This window comes from Streptomyces sp. SID14478 (genome assembly GCF_010548525.1).
Taxonomy (GTDB): domain Bacteria; phylum Actinomycetota; class Actinomycetes; order Streptomycetales; family Streptomycetaceae; genus Streptomyces.
Genome location: NZ_JAAGMG010001266.1, coordinates 1 through 18,021, shown reverse-complemented (window position 1 = coordinate 18,021; position 18,021 = coordinate 1). Strand labels below are relative to the sequence as shown.

The window sequence follows — 18,021 nt, the reverse complement described above, 5'->3', positions numbered from 1 at the left end:
CGGGCCCGGCGGGCGCGGCCTCGGCCTCGCGCTCGTACGGCAGGCGGTGCACCGCAACGGTGGCACGCTGGAGATGACCCGGCCGCCGGGCGGCGGCGCCGAGTTCACGGTGACGCTGCCGCTGGAGGAGGGCGCCGCGACGCTCCCCGCGCTGCCGGCGCCGAGAACCCCCGACGAGGTCCCGACCACGATCCAGGACGGCCCGGCATGACGGAACCGCGCATCCGCGTCCTGGTGGTGGAGGACGATCCCGTCGCCGCCGACGCCCACGCCCTCTACGTCGACCGCGTGCCGGGCTTCGCCACCGTCGCCAAGGCGCACACCGCCGCCGAGGCGCGCCGCGCCCTGGACCGCGTGCCCGTCGACCTGATCCTGCTCGATCTGCACCTGCCGGACGGGCACGGGCTGACGCTCGCCCGGTCGTTGCGCACCGCCGGGCACCAGGCGGACGTCATCGCGGTCACCTCGGCCCGCGATCTGGCCGTGGTCCGCGAGGGCGTCTCGCTGGGCGTCGTCCAGTACGTGCTGAAGCCGTTCACGTTCGCCACCCTGCGCGACCGCCTGGAGCGCTACGCCGAGTACCGCACGACGACCGGGGAGGCCACCGGCCAGGACGAGGTGGACCGGGCGCTGGCCAATCTGCGTTCCCCCGCCCCGGCCGCCCTGCCCAAGGGGCTGAGCGCGCCCACTCTGGAGCGGGTCACCCAGGCCCTGCGCGAGGCCGCGCCCGAGGGCATGACCGCGACGACCGCCGCCGCGACCATCGGCATCTCGCGCATCACCGCGCGCCGTTACCTGGAGCACCTGGTCGACGCGGACCGGGCCGTGCGCAGCCCGCAGTACGGGCAGGTCGGGCGGCCCGAGCTGATGTACTCCTGGAAGTGACGGGACCGGTGCGCGGGTCCTCGCCCGCCGGGCCCGTGCCAGACGGGGTCCTTGCCTGAGTATCCAGGGAGCCCGACTGGCCCGTCCGGCTCGATAACAACGTTGTCACCGTTGTGCCGTGTGCCGCCGCACACCCATTGACCTTGGTCCGAACCGGACCGTACGTTCACGGGCAGCCCCGCGAGGCAACGATGCCCGCGATGCTCCGTAGGAGGTCGTGCCCGTGCGCCCCACCGCCCCTCTGCTCGTCGTCACCGCCCTGTTGGCCGCCGGCACGCTCACCGCCTGCGGCGGCGGGTCCGGCAGCGACGCGAACACGATCAAGGTCTCGTACAAGCAGTCCACGGACAACAAGAGCAAGGTCCCGGACGTCTATCTCGCCGCGATGAAGAAGCAGTTCGAGAAGGCCCACCCGGGCAAGAAGGTCGAACTCGTCCCGATCAAGGCCGCGGACGCCGACTACTACACGAAGCTGCAGCAGATGCTGCGCTCGCCGAAGACCGCTCCCGACCTGGTCTACGAGGACACGTTCCTCATCAACTCGGACATCACCAGCGGGTACTTGAGGCCCCTGGACACGTACCTCGGCAAGTGGGCGGACTGGGACCAGTTCATCGACACCGCGAAGACCGCCGCGAAGGCCGAGGACGGGAAGACGTACGGCGTCCCGGACGGCACGGACACCCGCGGGCTCTGGTACGACAAGGCCATCCTCGCGAAGGCGGGCATCAAGATCCCCTGGCAGCCGAAGAACTGGGACGAGGTCCTCGCTGCCGCCCGCACCATCAAGAAGAAGGTCTCCGGTGTCACTCCGCTGAACGTCTACACCGGCAAGCCGGGCGGCGAGCAGTCCACGATGCAGGGCTTCGAGATGCTGCTGTACGGGACGGGTGCCGGTGGCGACGACCCTCTCTACGACAAGTCGTCGAGCAAGTGGGTCGCGGGGTCGAAGGCGTTCAAGGACAGCCTGAAGTTCGTGGAGACGGTCTACAAGGAGAAGCTCGGCCCCGACGTCTCCGACGCGCTCGACCCGAACGTCGGCACCACGGTCCGCGGCGACCGGCTGCCCAAGGGCAAGCTGGGCATCGACCTCGACGGCTCCTGGCTCCCGCAGGACTGGATCAAGGGCGCGGGGCACGAATGGCCCGAGTGGTCGCAGAAGTTGGGCCTCGCGTACATGCCGACGCAACACGGCCAGGCGCCCGGGAAGGTCTCCATGTCCGGCGGCTGGACCTGGGCGATCCCGGCCAAGTCCGCCAACCCCGACCTCGCCTTCGACTTCATCAAGACGATGCAGACCAAGGCGAACGCGCAGCGCTGGTACATCGCCAACTCCGGCATCTCGGTGCGCAAGGACGTCGCCGCGGACCCGGAGTACATCAAGGCGCAGCCCGGCATCAAGTTCTTCACGGACCTGGTCGCCTCGACCCACTACCGCCCGGCCTATCCCGCCTACCCCAAGGTGTCGACGGCGATCCAGGAGGCGATGGAGTCGGTGACCACCGGGGACGCCTCGGTGAGCGAGGCGGCGTCGACGTACGACGAGCAGCTGAAGACGGCGGCGGACGGTAAAATTGTCGACAAGCCGTAAGACGTCAACGAGCCCTGGAGCCAAGCCCGTCGGGCGCTCCGTGCTGCGCGCGCTGCCGCTCGCCCCCGCCACGATCGTCATGGGGCTGTTCCTGGCGGGGCCGATCGGCTACTGCGTCTACCTCGCCTTCACCGACCTCCAGCTGACCGGCCAGGCCCACTCGTCGTTCGTCGGGTTCGACAACTTCACGTCCGCGTTCCAGGACGACGCCTTCCTCAACGCGGTCCGGCTGACGCTGGTCTTCACGTTCCTGTCGTCGGTCGTGGGCCAGAACGTGCTGGGCCTGGCCCTCGCGGCGCTCATGAAGCGTGCCTCGAAACCGGTCCGCACGGTCACCGGCGCCGTCGTCGTCACGGCCTGGGTGCTGCCGGAGGTCGTGGCGGGCTTCCTGCTCTACGCGTTCTTCCGCCGCGAGGGCACGCTGAACGCGATCCTCGACTGGCTCGGGCTGCCCTCCCAGAACTGGCTCTACACGCTGCCGATCCTCGCCGTGTCGTTCGCGAACGTATGGCGTGGCACGGCCTTCTCGATGCTCGTCTACTCGGCGGCGCTCGACGAGATCCCCACCGAGATCACCGAGTCCGCGGAGGTGGACGGCGCGAACGGCCCGCGGCGGCTGTGGCACATCACGCTGCCCATGATCCGCCGTTCCATCGGCACGAACCTGATGCTCAACACGCTCCAGACCCTGTCCGTCTTCGGCCTGATCTGGGTGATGACCCGGGGCGGGCCGGGCAACCGCAGCCAGACGCTGCCCCTGTACATGTACGAGCAGGCCTTCCAGAAGAGCATGATCGGCTACGGCACGGCGGTCGCCCTGCTGCTCCTCGTCGTCGGCTCCCTGTTCTCAGTGGTCTATATGCGCCTGCTGCGCACGGAGGCTTGAGTGACCCGCCGACGCACCCGCAACCGGCTGACGGCCGACGTCAGTCTCACCCTCGTCGCCCTCGCCTTCGTGCTCCCCCTGGCCTGGGTGGTCCTGTCGTCGTTCGACGCCGACGCGAACCTCAAGGTGAAGCTCCCCTCGCACCCCACGTTCGACAACTTCGACGCGGTGCTCAAGCCGGACATCACGTTCACGCCGCTGCTCAACAGCCTGATCCTGTGCGGCGGGGCGACGGCCCTCACGGTCGCCTGCGCCGCGCTCGCCGCGTATCCGCTCTCGCGCTACCGCTCGCGCCTGAACAACCCGTACCTGACGACGATCCTCTTCGCGACGTGTCTGCCGATCACGGCGGTCATGGTGCCGGTGTACGCGCTGTTCGTGCAGGTCGATCTGATCGACACGATGGCGGGCACGATCTACTTCTTCACCGCCTCCCAACTCCCTTTCGCCATCTGGCTGATGAAGAACTTCATGGACGGCGTGCCGAAGGAGCTGGAGGAGGCGGCCTGGACGGACGGGGCGGGCACCTTCCAGTCGCTGGTGCGGATCGTGCTGCCGTTGATGGGGCCGGGGATCGCCGTCGTCACGGTGTTCTGCTTCGCCATGATGTGGGGCAACTTCTTCGTCCCGTTCATGCTGCTGCTCTCCCCCGACCAGATGCCGGCGTCGGTCAGCATCAACGACTTCTTCGGCAACCGCGGCACGGTCGTCTACGGCCAGCTCGCCGCGTTCTCGATCATCTACTCGACGCCGGTGATCCTGCTGTACGTCCTGGTGTCCCGGCGCTTCGGCGGCGGCTTCGCGCTCGGCGGCGCGGTCAAGGGCTGACCCGCCGCACCCGCACGTTCTACCTGTACGTTCCTACGACATGTCACCCAAGACGAACGCACCGTAGCCAAGCTCCCCGTTCCCCCCTATTTTGTGCCCGTGCAGCACATCGCCGCAGCGAACCAGCCGACGCCGCCCTTCAACGCCCCTGCCGCCCGTCGCCTCCGTGAGGCGCTCGGGATGGCGCCGGGCCATGTCGCGTACGGCATGCGCGCCTCCTACGGGCTCGCCCACATCACACCGGAGCTCGTCGTCGCCTGGGAGCGCGGCGACATGGCGCCCACGGCGGGTGAACTCACCGCGCTCGCCGGGGCGTTGTGGTGCTCGCCCGGGGAACTCATCGGCGCGCCCAGGACCTTGCGCGAGCACCGGCTCGCGCTCGGGCTCGCCCCGGAGGACGTGGCCCGGGACGTCGGTGTGGAGATCCACGCGTATCTGCGCATGGAGGAGACGGGCGAGTGGCGGGGCAACGACCGCCAGTCGAGTGCGCTCGCCGGGGTGCTGCGTCTCGCGCCTCGCGCCTTCGCGACGGTGACCGGGCGGGACGGGCAGCTGGCCGAGCTGCTGCGCAGTGCGGCGACCACGCGCTGGCAGGCGTACGTGCGGCCGCTGACCCGGCTGCTGCCGGTGCAGCGGCGCGAGGTGGAGGACGTCCTGCACGAGCTGCACCTGGAGTACCAGGCGCTGATGACCTCGACGCTCAGCTGGGGCGGCGGCTCGTCGGCCGACTCGGGTGAGGCGGGGCGGCAGTTCCTGGAGCGGATCCTGGAGGAGTTCTGGTCCAGGATCCGCAACCCCTGAGAACGTGCGCGGTGGAGAACGTGCGGTCTAGAAGACCGACTCGGCCTCGTCCATGCGGTCCTTGGGGACCGTCTTGAGCTCGGTGACGGCGTCGGCGAGCGGGACCATCGAGATGTCGGTGCCGCGCAGGGCGGTCATCTTGCCGAACTCGCCGCGGTGCGCGGCCTCCACGGCGTGCCAGCCGAAGCGGGTGGCGAGCACCCGGTCGTACGCGGTGGGGGTGCCGCCGCGCTGGACGTGGCCGAGGATGACGGGCCGCGCCTCCTTGCCGAGGCGGGACTCCAGCTCGAAGGCGAGGGCGGTGCCGATGCCCTGGAAGCGCTCGTGGCCGAACTGGTCGATGGCGCCCGTGCCGTAGTCCATGGTGCCGTCGGCGGGGTGCGCGCCCTCGGCGACGCAGACGACGGCGAACTTCTTGCCGCGGGCGAACCGCTCCTCGACCATCTTGACCAGATCGGCGGGGTCGAAGGGGCGCTCGGGCAGGCAGATGCCGTGGGCGCCGCCGGCCATGCCGGACTCCAGGGCGATCCAGCCCGCGTGCCGGCCCATGACCTCGACGACCATCACGCGCTGGTGGGACTCGGCGGTCGTCTTGAGGCGGTCGATCGCCTCGGTGGCGACGCCGACGGCGGTGTCGAAGCCGAAGGTGCGGTCCGTGGAGGAGATGTCGTTGTCGATCGTCTTCGGGACGCCGACGACCGGCAGGCCCGCGTCGGCGAGCATCCGGGCGGCGGTCAGCGTGCCCTCGCCGCCGATCGGGATGAGGACGTCGAAGCCGATCTCGGCGGCCAGCTGCTTGGCGTTGTCACAGAACGCGCGGAACTTGTCGCGCTCCAGGCGGGACGAGCCGAGGATGGTGCCGCCGCGGGCGAGGATGCCGCTGACCGCGTTCAGATCGAGGGGCCGGTGGCGCCCGTCGAGCAGTCCCGCGTATCCGTCTTCAAAGCCGAGCACCTCGTCGCCGTAGTGCGTGACGGCTCGGTGCACGACCGACCGGATCACTGCGTTCAGGCCAGGGCAGTCGCCGCCTGCGGTGAGAACTCCGATGCGCATCGTGCTGTGTCTCCTGCTCGCTGCCGGTACGTGTGAGCCACTGCGATTCTTCCACGCTCCGGAAGGCTCCGCGTTCGCGCACGCCCACGAGGGGAACTTCGGCAGGGTGCGAGCGGGCCCTGGGACCCTGCTGTGCAGGCCTTATGTCCGGCGGGCGACCTAGCCACCGCCAGAGGTATTGTCAAGAGGGCACAGCTTCCATTACGGCCATTTTTTTGTGGCCCACGAGGGAAACGGAGAGCACGCGTGACGCGCAGCGTGTACGTGACCGGGATCGACCGGGGCGACGGCCGCCAGGTCGTCGAGCTGGGAGTCATGGAACTCCTGACCCGCCAGGTCGACCGGGTGGGCGTCTTCCGCCCGCTCGTCCACGACGGCCCCGACCGGCTCTTCGACCTGCTGCGGTCCCGCTACCGGCTGTCCCAGGACCCGGCGGGCGTGTACGGCCTCGACTATCACGAGGCGTCCGCGATCCAGGCCGAGCAGGGCACCGACGAGCTGGTCTCGCGCCTGGTCGACCGGTTCCACGGGGTGGCCCGCGACTACGACGTCGTCCTCGTGCTCGGCACCGACTTCGCCGACACCCAGCTCCCCGACGAGCTGGCCCTCAACGCCCGCCTGGCGAACGAGTTCGGCGCCTCCGTGATCCCGGTGGTGGGCGGCAGGAAGCAGACCGAGGACTCGGTGCGCGCCGAGGTCCGCAACGCCTACCGCGCCTACGACGGCCTGGGCTGCGACGTCCTCGCCATGATCGTCAACCGGGTCGCCGCCGAGGACCGCGAGGAGATCCGGGAGCGGCTCGACGCCCGTCTTCCGGTCCCCACCTACGTGCTCCCGGACGAGCCCGCGCTCGCCGCGCCGACCGTCGCCCAGATCACCCACGCCCTCGGCGGCACGGTGCTGCTCGGCGACGACGCGGGCCTGGCGCGCGACGCCCTCGACTTCGTCTTCGGCGGTGCCATGCTGCCGAACTTCCTGAACGCGCTGACCCCGGGCTGCATGGTCGTCACCCCCGGCGACCGGGCCGACCTGGTGGTGGGCTCGCTGGCCGCGCACAGCGCCGGCACCCCGCCGATCGCGGGCGTGATCCTCACACTGAACGAGCGGCCCGGCGAGGCGATCCTCAAGCTCGCCGACCGCCTCGCGCCCGGCACCCCGGTGATCGCGGTGACCGGTGGCTCCTTCCCGACGGCGGCCGAACTGTTCGCCATGGAAGGCAAGTTGAACGCCGCGACGCCGCGCAAGGCGGAGACCGCCCTCGGTCTCTTCGAGCGCTACGTCGACACGGCGGGTCTGCTCAAGACCATCCAGGCCCCCTCCTCCGACCGCCTCACGCCGATGATGTTCGAGCACAAGCTCCTGGAGCAGGCCCGCTCGGACAAGCGCCGCGTCGTGCTGCCCGAGGGCACCGAGGAGCGGGTGCTGCGCGCCGCCGACGTGCTGCTGCGCCGGGGCGTGTGCGACCTGACGCTGCTCGGCCCGGTCGAGCAGATCCGCAAGAAGGCCGCCGACCTCGGCGTGGACCTGGCCGGCTCCGAGCTCATCGACCCGCAGACCTCCGAGCTGCGGGACCGTTTCGCCGCCGAGTACGCGCAGCTGCGCGCCCACAAGGGCGTGACCGTGGAGCTGGCGCACGACGTGGTCGCCGACGTGAACTACTTCGGCACGCTGATGGTGCAGGAGGGCCTGGCCGACGGCATGGTCTCCGGCTCCGTGCACTCCACGGCCGCGACGATCCGCCCGGCCTTCGAGATCATCAAGACGAAGCCGGACGCCGCGATCGTCTCCTCCGTCTTCTTCATGTGCCTGGCGGACAAGGTCCTCGTCTACGGCGACTGCGCCGTGAACCCGGACCCGAACGCCCAGCAGCTGGCCGACATCGCCATCCAGTCGGCGAGCACGGCCGAGCAGTTCGGCGTCGCCCCGCGGATCGCGATGCTGTCGTACTCGACCGGCACCTCCGGCTCCGGCGCGGACGTCGACAAGGTCCGCGAGGCCACGGAGCTGGTGCGCGGCCGCCGGACCGACCTGAAGATCGAGGGGCCGATCCAGTACGACGCGGCGGTCGAGCCGTCCGTCGCGGCCACGAAGCTTCCCGGGTCCGAGGTCGCGGGGCAGGCCAGCGTGCTGATCTTCCCGGACCTCAACACCGGCAACAACACGTACAAGGCCGTGCAGCGCTCGGCCGGCGCGATCGCCGTCGGCCCGGTCCTGCAGGGCCTGCGCAAGCCGGTCAACGACCTGTCCCGCGGCGCGCTCGTGCAGGACATCGTGAACACCGTCGCCATCACGGCGATCCAGGCCCAGACCCCCACCGAAAAGGCATGACACCCGTGTCCCTCCCGTCGCCCGCCACCGCCCCGTCCGACGAGCCGCGCCCGGCCTCCGCTTCGCCGGCCCGCGTCCTCGTCCTCAACTCCGGCTCCTCGTCGGTGAAGTACCAGCTCCTCGACATGCGCGACCACGCGCGCCTTGCCGTGGGCCTGGTCGAGCGCATCGGTGAGGAGACCTCCCGCCTGAAGCACACCCCGGCCGGCGGCGAGGCGCGCGAGCAGAACCGCCCGATCGCCGATCACAAGGTCGCGCTGGAAGCGGTCGCCGAGGAGCTGGCGCAGGACGGGCTCGGCCTGGACTCCCCCGAGCTGGCCGCGATCGGCCACCGGGTGGTGCACGGCGGCCTGTTCTTCTCGCAGCCGACCGTCATCGACGACGCGGTGCTCACCGAGATCGAGCGGCTCATCCCGGTGGCGCCGCTGCACAACCCGGCGAACCTGACGGGCATCCGCACCGCCCAGGCGCTGCGCCCCGACCTGCCGCAGGTCGCGGTCTTCGACACGGCGTTCCACACGACGATGCCGGAGTCTGCGGCGCGCTACGCGATCGACGTGAAGACCGCCGACGAGCACCGCATCCGCCGCTACGGCTTCCACGGCACGTCGCACGCGTACGTGTCCCGCAAGACGGCCGAGCTGCTGGGCAAGGAGCCGGAGGAGGTCAACGTCATCGTCCTGCACCTGGGCAACGGCGCCTCGGCCTCCGCGGTGCGCGGCGGGGTCTGCGTGGAGACGTCCATGGGTCTGACGCCGCTGGAAGGGCTCGTGATGGGCACCCGTTCAGGAGACGTCGACCCGGCCGTCATCTTCCATCTGATGCGGGTGGGCAACATGTCCGCGGACGAGATCGACGTTCTGCTCAACAAGAAGTCGGGTCTGATCGGCCTGTGCGGCGACAACGACATGCGGGAGATCCGCCGCCGCGTCGACGAGGGCGACCAGGAGGCGCAGCTCGCCTTCGACATCTACATCCACCGTCTGAAGAAGTACCTCGGCTCGTACTACGCGGTGCTCGGCCGGGTGGACGCGGTCGCGTTCACCGCCGGGGTCGGCGAGAACGCGGCGCCGGTGCGCGAAGCTGCGGTCGCGGGCCTGGAGGAGCTGGGCCTCGCGGTCGACGGCGAGCTCAATTCCGTACGTTCCGACGAGGCCCGGATCATCTCGCCCGAGTACGCCCGGGTGGCCGTGGCCGTGGTGCCGACCGACGAGGAGCTGGAGATCGCGCAGCAGACCTACGCCCTGGTCAGGAACGAGTGACAGCCGTCACACCTGAGCGCACATCCGCCCATTTGTAGATTCCGCCAGACGGAATATTCCGTAGCGAAACAAACCGATAGGATCGCCCCCATGCGCCGTTCCAAAATCGTCTGCACGCTGGGCCCCGCCGTCGACTCCGAAGAGCAGCTCGTCTCGCTGATCGAGGCCGGCATGAACGTGGCCCGCTTCAACTTCAGCCACGGCACGCACGCCGAACACCAGGGTCGCTACGACCGTGTTCGCGCCGCTGCCGCGAAGACCGGCCGCGCGGTGGGCGTCCTCGCCGACCTGCAGGGCCCGAAGATCCGTCTGGAGACCTTCGCCGAGGGCCCCGTCGAGCTGGTGCGCGGTGACGAGTTCACCATCACCACCGAGGACGTGCCCGGCGACAAGTCGATCTGTGGCACCACCTACAAGGGTCTGCCCGGTGACGTCTCCAAGGGCGACCAGGTCCTCATCAACGACGGCAACGTCGAGCTGCGCGTCGTCGAGGTCGACGGCCCGCGCGTGAAGACGATCGTCGTCGAGGGCGGTGTCATCTCCGACCACAAGGGCATCAACCTGCCCGGCGCGGCGGTCAACGTCCCGGCCCTGTCCGAGAAGGACATCGAGGACCTGCGCTTCGCCCTGAAGATGGGCTGCGACATGGTCGCCCTGTCCTTCGTGCGCGACGCCAACGACGTCAAGGACGTCCACAAGGTCATGGACGAGGAGGGCCGCCGGGTCCCCGTCGGCGCCAAGGTCGAGAAGCCGCAGGCCGTCGCCAACATGGAGGGCGTCGTCGCGGCGTTCGACTGGATCATGGTGGCGCGCGGTGACCTCGCGGTCGAGTACCCGCTGGAGAAGGTCCCGATGGTGCAGAAGCGCCTCGTGGAGATGTGCCGCCGCAACGCCAAGCCGGTGATCGTCGCGACCCAGATGATGGAGTCGATGATCACCAACTCGCGCCCCACGCGCGCCGAGGCGTCCGACGTCGCCAACGCGATCCTGGACGGCGCCGACGCGGTCATGCTGTCCGCCGAGTCCTCCGTGGGCGCGTACCCGATCGAGACCGTCAAGACGATGTCGAAGATCGTCGTCGCGGCCGAGGAGGAGCTGCTCTCCAAGGGCCTGCAGCCGCTCGTGCCCGGCAAGAAGCCGCGCACCCAGGGTGGTTCGGTGGCCCGCGCCGCGTGCGAGATCGCAGACTTCCTGAACGGTGAGGCACTGGTGGCCTTCACGCAGTCCGGCGACACGGCCCGCCGGCTGTCCCGCTACCGCGCGGCCCAGCCGATCCTCGCGTTCACCACGGAGGAGGCCACCCGCAACCAGCTCGCGCTGAGCTGGGGCGTCGAGGCACACGTCGTGCCGCACGTGGACAACACCGACGCCATGGTCGAGCTGGTCGACGCCGAGCTGGTCAAGCTGAACCGCTTCAACGACGGCGACACCGTGGTCATCACGGCCGGTTCGCCCCCCGGCGTCCCCGGCTCCACCAACATGGTCCGGGTGCACCACCTGGGCGGCGGCGAGCGCGACTGACGCCCCGGCACGGCAATGACGGAGGGCGCCCCCCTGATGCAGGGGGGCGCCCTCCGTCGTGTGCGGCTCCCGGACGGGCCTTGAAGGCGGTCAGCTGTCCTCGACCGTGGTGTGCAGTCCGGGCACGTGCAGGTTCCCGCCGAACTGCGCGGCCTGCGTGACCTTCACGTTGGTGAAGTACAGGAGCGGCAGGTTGATCGGCGGAGGGTTCTTGGCGTTGAACGTCAGCGGGATGAGCCCGAGCAGATTGCCCGAGAGCTCCTCCGTGTACATCGTCGTCTTCCCGCCGCGAATGGTGGACGTGGAGCCCTTGTCCGAGCGGATGTGGAAGTACTTGCCGTTCGGGCCGGGGGCGATCTGGTGCAGATCCCCGATGTCCGTACCGTCCGAGATGATGTACTTCATCACGCGCTTGGTGGTGCCGTCCGCCATCCGGACGTCGACGAGGCCCTTGTAGTCCGCGCCCTTCAGCAGGAGCGAGCTGGCCTGCAACTTCCAGACGTCGTTCGGCAGTTGGGCGGGGGTGTCCTCATCGGCGCCCGCCGCGTCGGTGGCGACCGGGCAGTTGTCCGGCACCTCACCGGAGGCGCTCGGGGACGGGGTCGCCGCCTCCTCGGCCTTCTTCGTGGCCTTGTCGACGCCGTCCTTGGTGTCCTTGACCGCGTCGCCGGCCTTGTCGGCCGTGTCCTTGACCGCGTCCCCGGCCCCGTCGACGGTGTCCTTGACCGTGTCGCCCAGGTCCTTGGAGTCGGCACCGGACGCCGACGCCGACGGGCTGGGAGTCGGACTGGCCGTCTCCTTGTCCTTCGGCGTGAACAGGTCCTTGAGCGCGTCGCCGACACCCAGCGGGTCGAGCGGGTTCTTGGTCTCGGACGCCGAGGGCGACGGCGTGGCCGCCTTCTCGTCGGCGCCGGAGTCCGCCTTCGTCCCGGTGGAGGCCGAGGGCGAGGGAGTCGGCGTCGCCGCGTCCTTGCCGTCCGAGCCCGCCGGATCCTTGGCGTCCTTGTCACTCTTGTCGGCCTTGTCGGCCTTGTCGCTCGACGACGACGCGGACGGCTCGGGAGTCTTGGACTCCTGCGCCTTGTCCTTGTCGTCGGTGGCGGACTTGCCGTCCTTGTTCGCTTCCACCGCGTCGGCGCACGCTTTGTAGTCGTCCACCGAGAACTTGGTCGGGTTGTCCTTGGCGGACGCCAGCGTGGGCGTCATGCCGAGGCCCATCAGTACGGCCGTGGGCATGGCCGCGATGGCTATCGCCTTGCCCGCGGGCATGTGCAGCCTGGTGAACAGATGCTTCCTCGGCGCCGCATGCCGCGGCCCGGTTCTCGCACGGGACCCCGCCATGGAGTCCTCGTGGTGCACCTCGTCAGCCGGCACGGTGCCTCCCGTTCGTCCCGTTGTCCGGGCTCGTCCCTGACACGTCGTCGTTTGCGCCCGCGACCCGATAGGTGGCACCTGCGATCGGCGGCACGACGGGCGAGTCGTCGGACCCGGCGTCGTCACCACCCTGCGCGGCCGTCTTGTCCTGCTGCCTGCCCGGAGCCCACGAGACGCCGAGGGCGCCGCCGATCAGCGAGAGCAGGAAGCCGATGACGAAGCCCCCGAAGTTGGAGACCACCAGGGAGACCAGGGCGAGAAGAATCGCCGCCACACCCGCGAACACCCGGGAGTGCGGCTGGAACCACATCGTCAGGCCGAGCACCACCAACAGCACACCGATGATGAGCGACCCGGCTCCCGCCGTCGTCGCCATCCGGATCGTCATGCTGCCGAGCGTCAGATTCGCGTACGGGAAGTACATGATCGGGATGCCGCCGAGGATGGCCAGCAGACCACCCCAGAACGGGCGCTGACCGCGCCACCCTCGGAACGATTGGCGCATGTGACCAAGCTTCGGGCCCAGCCCTGCGTGCGCTTCGGCGCTCATGTCGTACAGCTCCTCGGGAATGGCGTTGTTCTGTGGTGACGATGGCTGTCCGGTTACGGGCACGGGGACGGCCCGGAGCGTTTCCCGCACGCCCCCGCGCCCGGCCGTTCAGCGCATCAAGTGCCTAGTCCCGGGCCCGGTGCGGACCCTTGCGGACTAGTAGCACTCGTGCTTGCCCTTCTTGACACTCATCTTGAGGCCCGAGAGCTTGAAGGTGCCGGCCGTCGTGGCCCACGCACGCTGCTGGACGTTCTCGAAGTGCACCGAGTCGGCCTGCTGCGCGAACGAGTTCGGGTCGGCCTTGTCGCCCTGGTGGATACCCGGGCCCTTGGCTGCGTCACCCGCCGCCACACCGATGTCGATGTTGTTGAAGGTCGCATCGGCCTTCAGATCATCGGCGTCGATGTAGAGGGTCTTGGCCTCGACCGGGTTGCTCTTGTCCGCACCGGCCGACAGGGTCATCGACACATCGCCGAAGACCGGGACCGGCACGACGACGGACTGGCAGAGGTTGTTGATCGTCGCCGACTTCATGCCGACGACGGCAACCGGGTGGGCACCCGTCTTGCCGGTGTCGATGGCGCCGTACTGGGCGAAGCCCTTGCCATCAAGAGAGTCGGCCGTCACCTTGAACGACTGGCCTGAAACGCTGAACGATGCCGCAAGCGCGCCCTGGGACAGGGCGACACCTATCGCGGCAGTCGCCGCGACGCTCGGCACCATGACTACGGCGAACCGCTTCCATCTGGTTCCGCCACGAGTCACGGACTTCATGACTGTTCCTCCTTCTCGGACGTACATCTCCGGCCCTGACTGCCCCTTGCGGCGGCTCAGCCGGGCAGGGATGGGAGAAGTGCTACGTCCTCGGGAAGGAGAGCGCCCGCATCGGAGGCGCGCATCCGCACCCTGATCACCGGCGATCACCCCCGAGCGACAACCACTGGTCGCACCTGAGCCATCACGCGCAACCTGCGGACAGGCCCAGCCAGGTGGCTGAGACCCCCCTGTCCTAGACCGACGGCGCTCCCCATGGTCCGCCGCCGACCTGCCCGGTGGGGACCCAAGAACCCCGCCGTCCGAATGGCTGCCGGACAGGTGGGGAGTGGACCGAGCGTGCCCGATCGTGGTGCATTCCCGCCGCTCGCACAAGGGGGTTCGTTACTCACGGGTAACGGACGGATAACCGAACCACGACCGCCCGGCATCGTGCGACAACGCAGGGTGCCGTCAACCCAGTTGACATTGTGGTGGAATCCGGTACGGAACCGGACAGAAAACAGCCCCCGACTTACTCCAAGTAACAGCGACCGCGATTACCAAGTTTTGGTAAAGCGCGGTCGCTGTGGGCCCCTGGGGACAGAACTTTCACCCCGGCATCACAAGCCGTGGCGTTTAGGAACAGGTCACTGACGGCTCAGAAGAGAACCCGGGCCAGAGCCGCACGCGCGGTGGCCACCCGGGGGTCATCGGGCCCTACGACCTCGAACAACTCCAGGAGCCTGACCCGCGCCTTGTCCCGGTCGTCACCGGCCGAGCGGGCCACGGTGTCGACGAGCCGCCCGAAGGCGTCCTCGACGTGTCCCCCGACGAGGTCCAGGTCGGCGGCCGCGATCTGCGCCGCCACGTCGGCGGGCTTCTCGGCGGCGCCCCTGCGCACGGCCTGGGGGTCCATCCCCTCCACGCGCTGCAGGAGTTCGGCCTGGCCGAGACCGAGCTTGGCCTCGGTGTTCCCGGGGTCGTCCGAGAGCACGTTCTTGTACGCCTGGACCGCGCCCGCCATGTCGCCGGCGTCAAGGGCCTGAACGGCCCTCTCCAGGAGCGCGTCGTACGGACCGGCCGGAGCCTCCACGACCGGTGCGGGGCCCTCCGCATCCGGGTCCACGGCGATGCCGGTGAGCCCGAAGCGCTCCTCGGCGACCTGGATCAACTGGTCGAGGGTGCCGCGGATCTGCTCCTCGGGGGCCGCCCCCTGGAAGAGGGGCAGGGCCTGCCCGGCGACGACCGCGAAAACGGCCGGGATCCCCTGGACCCCGAACTGCTGCATCAACATCTGGTTGGCGTCGACATCGATCTTGGCGAGTACGAAGCGGCCGCTGTACTCGGCGGCGAGCCGCTCGAGCAGCGGGCTCAGCTGCTTGCAGGGCTCGCACCACTCGGCCCAGAAGTCGATGACGACGGGCACTTCGGTGGAGCGCTGCAGGACGTCGCGCTCGAAGTCCGCCTCATTGACGTCGATGACAAGGCTCGACGCGGGCACGGCCCCGCCGCCGCCCTGCCGGGCCGCTTCGGCGCGCGCCTGCTCCGCCTTCGCCTTGGCCTCCTGGGCCGCCTTCACCGCGGCGAGATCGACGACTCCGCTCATGGACATGTTCCGTGGCTGCATGCGTACAGTCTCCCCCTTCCGCGGACAGTTGTGGGCCGGGACCCACTCCGTGGCCTCCCGCCGGATTGCGAGGCCTGCGGAGCGGACTCGGCCGGTTCGCTCGGCGCCGGGTCCCCACCCGGCACCAGTGGTTGCCGCTCGTCCGGGGCCACTTCGGGGTGCAGAACCGAGGTGGGCGCACGAGATCGTGCTTTCGCTACGGGTCGTAGCGTAACTGGCGGCCGGTACCTCAGGGCAAGGGGGCCGTGGTGATCTGGCTCACGCGCGCTCCCGTGCCTACCGGCCGGTATGGTCCATGACCATGCAGAGCCGCACCCCGTCCCGTACTGGTCGCCCCCGGTCCGCCGAAGCGGACGAGGCGATCCTGGAGGCGACCCGCGCCGCCCTGGTGGACCTCGGCTGGTCGAAGCTGACGATGGGGGACGTCGCGACGCGGGCCGGCGTGGCCAAGACGACCCTGTACCGGCGCTGGGCGGGCAAGAACGAACTGGTCGTGGACGCGGTGGCCGTCCTCTTCGACGAACTCGAACTGCCCGACCTGGGCTCGCTCGCGGCCGACATCGAGGGCGTGGTGCTGCAGTTCGCGGCGATCCTGGACCGGCCGGAGACGAAGACGGCGCTGATGGCGGTGGTCGCCGAGTCCACGCGGGACGCTCCGCTGCGGGAGCGGATCCGGACGTCGATCGTGGACCGCCAGAAGCGGCTCGTCCTGGAGGGCCGGGCCCGCGCGGAGCGGCGCGGTGAGCTTCCCGTCGCGGAGGACCCCTGTGTCGCGGCGGCCACGGCGGACCTCATCTTCGACGTGGCGGCGGGGGCGGTGGTGCACCGGACGCTGGTGAGTGCGGAGGCGGTGGACGCGGAGTGGGTCCGCCGTTTCACGGCGCTGTTGTTGGGTGGCTTGGCCGCGGCGTCGTCCGACTAGGAGCTCGGTTCTTGCGGGTGCGTTGTCGAGTACCGCTCGCGTCGTGGCTGGTCGCGCAGTTCCCCGCGCCCCTGAAATGCAGACGCTGCGCGTCGCATTTCCCCGAGGAAGGCCGCAGGCCTTCCAGGGGCGCGGGGAACCGCGCGACCGGCCCCCACCGGATCCGCGGTCGGCAATAGACCGGCGGAACCGAGCTGGTAGCTAGACCTGGTACCGGGCGGGAGCGAACCGGTCGAGGTGGTCCGCCACCCACGCGGACGTCCGCTTCAGCCCCTCCGCGAGGGAGAACTCCGGCTCCCAGCCGGCCCATTCGCGCGCCCGCGCGTTGTCGGAGAGCAGCCGGTGGACCTCGCTGCCCGACGGGCGCAGGCGCGCGGGGTCGACCACGATCCGGGCCTCGCGCCCCGACGCCTCGATCAGCGCCTCGGCCAGATCGCCGATCGAGATCTCCTGTCCCGTACCGAGGTTGACGACCTCGCCGAGCGCCCGGTCGCTCCCGGCGACGGCCATGAAGCCCCGCGCCGTGTCGCGGACGTACGTGAAGTCGCGCGTCGGCGTCAGCGAGCCGAGCTTGATCTCCCGTGCCCCGGAGTGGAGTTGGGCCAGGATCGTGGGGATCACGGCGCGGGCCGACTGCCGGGGCCCGTAGGTGTTGAAGGGGCGGACCACCGTCACCGGGAGTTCGAAGGCGTGCCAGTGCGAGAGCGCCATCATGTCGGCGCCGATCTTCGAGGCCGAGTACGGGGACTGGGGCTGCAGGGGGTGGGCTTCGGAGATCGGGGCCGTGAGCGCCGTGCCGTAGACCTCGCTCGTCGATGTGTGGACAAGTCGACGCACGGAGTGCCTGCGGCAGGCCTCGGCCACGTTCTCGGTGCCGACGACGTTCGTCTGGACGTAGGCGCCCGGGGAGTCGTACGAGTACGGGATGCCGATCAGGGCCGCCAGGTGGAAGACGGTGTCGCAGCCGGCGACGGCTTCGCAGACGCGGCCCGGGTCGCGGACGTCGCCGGCCAGGATCTCGACGCGGGGGTCGTCGAGCAGGTGCGCCAGATGGCCCTTCTCGGCGTACGGCTTGTAGTGGACGAAGGCCCGGACGTGCGCGCCCGCGTCGAGGAGGAGGTCGACGAGGGTCGATCCGATGAAGCCCTCGGCGCCGGTGACGAGGACCGTGCGGCCGTGCCATGCGGAGGTGGTGCTCATGTGTACTGCAACTCCCTTTGTCGTCCTGCTAGTTCGAGTACGTGGTGCGCCAGGAGGTCGGCCGCCCTGGCGTGCGGGCCCGCGGGCGCGGCCGCCGACATCGCGGCCAGCCGCGCCGGATCGGCGAGGAGGGGTTCGACGAGGTACGCGAGGGCGTCCGCGCTCGCCGAGGCGTCCGGGAGCAGGAGGCCCGCTCCCACGTCGGACAGCACCCGCGCGTTGTGGGTCTGGTGGTCGCCGGGCGCGTGCGGGTACGGGACGAGGACGGCCGGGACCCGGGTCGTGGCGAGTTCGGCGACCGTGGCCGAGCCCGCGCGGCACACCACCAGGTCGGCGGCCGCGTAGGCCAGGTCCATGCGGTCCAGGTAGGGCACGACGACGGCCGAGGTGCCGAGCAGGCGGCGCCGGGTGTCCTCCAGGGCCGCGGGTCCCGTCTT

General features: G+C 69.9%; 17 protein-coding genes. 10 read left to right on the top strand and 7 right to left on the bottom strand.

The window, feature by feature from the left end; all coding sequences use genetic code 11:
- The 6 genes from G3I40_RS40500 to G3I40_RS40475 all read left to right on the top strand — a co-directional run.
- Positions 1–211 (top strand): ATP-binding protein (locus G3I40_RS40500; protein WP_239092230.1); only part of this gene is annotated, 211 nt, incomplete at its 5' end.
- Positions 208–885 carry a response regulator gene (locus G3I40_RS40495; RefSeq protein WP_164559810.1) on the top strand — a complete coding sequence of 226 codons (678 nt, stop codon included), beginning with the start codon at positions 208–210 and terminating at the stop codon, positions 883–885. The genes G3I40_RS40500 and G3I40_RS40495, both read left to right, overlap by 4 nt.
- A gap of 223 nt (positions 886–1,108) precedes the next feature.
- Positions 1,109–2,476, top strand: coding sequence for an extracellular solute-binding protein (locus G3I40_RS40490; RefSeq protein WP_164559809.1), 1,368 nt, complete (start codon positions 1,109–1,111; stop codon positions 2,474–2,476).
- Between the two features lie 79 nt (positions 2,477–2,555).
- Positions 2,556–3,362, top strand: a complete 807-nt coding sequence (locus G3I40_RS40485) for a sugar ABC transporter permease (protein WP_164559814.1) — start codon at positions 2,556–2,558, stop codon at positions 3,360–3,362.
- Positions 3,363–4,190: a carbohydrate ABC transporter permease gene (locus tag G3I40_RS40480; protein ID WP_164559808.1), complete on the top strand. Its 828-nt coding sequence runs from the start codon at positions 3,363–3,365 to the stop codon at positions 4,188–4,190. It begins immediately after the preceding gene.
- A 108-nt stretch (positions 4,191–4,298) separates the two neighbouring features.
- Complete coding sequence (locus G3I40_RS40475; protein WP_164559813.1) at positions 4,299–4,991, top strand: helix-turn-helix transcriptional regulator; 693 nt, start codon at positions 4,299–4,301, stop codon at positions 4,989–4,991.
- A 27-nt stretch (positions 4,992–5,018) separates the two neighbouring features.
- On the opposite strand, the gene G3I40_RS40470 is transcribed toward G3I40_RS40475, so the two are convergent.
- The gene (locus G3I40_RS40470; protein WP_164559807.1) at positions 5,019–6,044 is read right to left on the bottom strand and encodes a 6-phosphofructokinase; all 1,026 of its coding nucleotides are present in this window, start codon (positions 6,042–6,044) and stop codon (positions 5,019–5,021) included.
- A 246-nt stretch (positions 6,045–6,290) separates the two neighbouring features.
- On the opposite strand from G3I40_RS40470, the gene pta reads away from it, so the two are divergent.
- The 3 genes from pta to pyk all read left to right on the top strand — a co-directional run bounded on the left by pta (position 6,291) and on the right by pyk (position 11,155).
- A complete protein-coding gene (gene pta / locus G3I40_RS40465) occupies positions 6,291–8,372 on the top strand; it encodes a phosphate acetyltransferase (RefSeq protein ID WP_164559806.1) in 2,082 nt (693 codons plus the stop codon).
- On the top strand, positions 8,369–9,634 hold the full coding sequence (locus G3I40_RS40460) for an acetate kinase (RefSeq protein WP_164559805.1): 1,266 nt from the start codon (positions 8,369–8,371) through the stop codon (positions 9,632–9,634). The genes pta and G3I40_RS40460 overlap by 4 nt, the downstream gene beginning before the upstream one ends.
- 90 nt (positions 9,635–9,724) lie before the next feature.
- Positions 9,725–11,155, top strand: a complete 1,431-nt coding sequence (gene pyk / locus G3I40_RS40455) for a pyruvate kinase (RefSeq protein ID WP_164559804.1) — start codon at positions 9,725–9,727, stop codon at positions 11,153–11,155.
- 90 nt (positions 11,156–11,245) lie between these two features.
- Here the strand turns inward: pyk and G3I40_RS40450 are convergent, their stop codons facing one another.
- From G3I40_RS40450 to G3I40_RS40435, 4 genes are all read right to left on the bottom strand, one after another.
- Positions 11,246–12,529 carry a hypothetical protein gene (locus tag G3I40_RS40450; RefSeq protein WP_343245180.1) on the bottom strand — a complete coding sequence of 428 codons (1,284 nt, stop codon included), beginning with the start codon at positions 12,527–12,529 and terminating at the stop codon, positions 11,246–11,248.
- On the bottom strand, positions 12,519–13,079 hold the full coding sequence (locus G3I40_RS40445) for a DUF6114 domain-containing protein (protein WP_164559803.1): 561 nt from the start codon (positions 13,077–13,079) through the stop codon (positions 12,519–12,521). The genes G3I40_RS40450 and G3I40_RS40445 overlap by 11 nt, the downstream gene beginning before the upstream one ends.
- Positions 13,080–13,235: 156 nt before the next feature.
- Positions 13,236–13,853, bottom strand: coding sequence for a DUF6230 family protein (locus tag G3I40_RS40440; RefSeq protein WP_164559802.1), 618 nt, complete (start codon positions 13,851–13,853; stop codon positions 13,236–13,238).
- Between the two features lie 640 nt (positions 13,854–14,493).
- Positions 14,494–15,462 (bottom strand): tetratricopeptide repeat protein, encoded by a 969-nt coding sequence (locus G3I40_RS40435; protein ID WP_164559801.1) that lies wholly within the window; start codon positions 15,460–15,462, stop codon positions 14,494–14,496.
- Between the two features lie 301 nt (positions 15,463–15,763).
- Between G3I40_RS40435 and G3I40_RS40430 the strand changes: the two genes are divergently transcribed.
- A complete protein-coding gene (locus G3I40_RS40430) occupies positions 15,764–16,384 on the top strand; it encodes a TetR/AcrR family transcriptional regulator (RefSeq protein WP_164559811.1) in 621 nt (206 codons plus the stop codon).
- 201 nt (positions 16,385–16,585) lie between these two features.
- On the opposite strand, the gene G3I40_RS40425 is transcribed toward G3I40_RS40430, so the two are convergent.
- Positions 16,586–17,584 carry a GDP-mannose 4,6-dehydratase gene (locus G3I40_RS40425; RefSeq protein WP_164559800.1) on the bottom strand — a complete coding sequence of 333 codons (999 nt, stop codon included), beginning with the start codon at positions 17,582–17,584 and terminating at the stop codon, positions 16,586–16,588.
- Positions 17,581–18,021 (bottom strand): glycosyltransferase (locus G3I40_RS40420; protein ID WP_275410313.1); only part of this gene is annotated, 441 nt, incomplete at its 5' end. The genes G3I40_RS40420 and G3I40_RS40425, both read right to left, overlap by 4 nt.

Coding starts and splice junctions, on each gene's coding strand:
- G3I40_RS40495 (WP_164559810.1), top strand. CDS start 208: ATGACGGAACCGCGCATCCGCGTCCTGGTGGTGGAGGACGATCCCGTC.
- G3I40_RS40470 (WP_164559807.1), bottom strand. CDS start 6,044: ATGCGCATCGGAGTTCTCACCGCAGGCGGCGACTGCCCTGGCCTGAAC.
- G3I40_RS40430 (WP_164559811.1), top strand. CDS start 15,764: ATGCAGAGCCGCACCCCGTCCCGTACTGGTCGCCCCCGGTCCGCCGAA.
- G3I40_RS40435 (WP_164559801.1), bottom strand. CDS start 15,462: ATGCAGCCACGGAACATGTCCATGAGCGGAGTCGTCGATCTCGCCGCG.
- G3I40_RS40440 (WP_164559802.1), bottom strand. CDS start 13,853: ATGAAGTCCGTGACTCGTGGCGGAACCAGATGGAAGCGGTTCGCCGTA.
- pyk (WP_164559804.1), top strand. CDS start 9,725: ATGCGCCGTTCCAAAATCGTCTGCACGCTGGGCCCCGCCGTCGACTCC.
- G3I40_RS40485 (WP_164559814.1), top strand. CDS start 2,556: ATGGGGCTGTTCCTGGCGGGGCCGATCGGCTACTGCGTCTACCTCGCC.
- G3I40_RS40460 (WP_164559805.1), top strand. CDS start 8,369: ATGACACCCGTGTCCCTCCCGTCGCCCGCCACCGCCCCGTCCGACGAG.
- G3I40_RS40425 (WP_164559800.1), bottom strand. CDS start 17,584: ATGAGCACCACCTCCGCATGGCACGGCCGCACGGTCCTCGTCACCGGC.
- G3I40_RS40445 (WP_164559803.1), bottom strand. CDS start 13,079: ATGAGCGCCGAAGCGCACGCAGGGCTGGGCCCGAAGCTTGGTCACATG.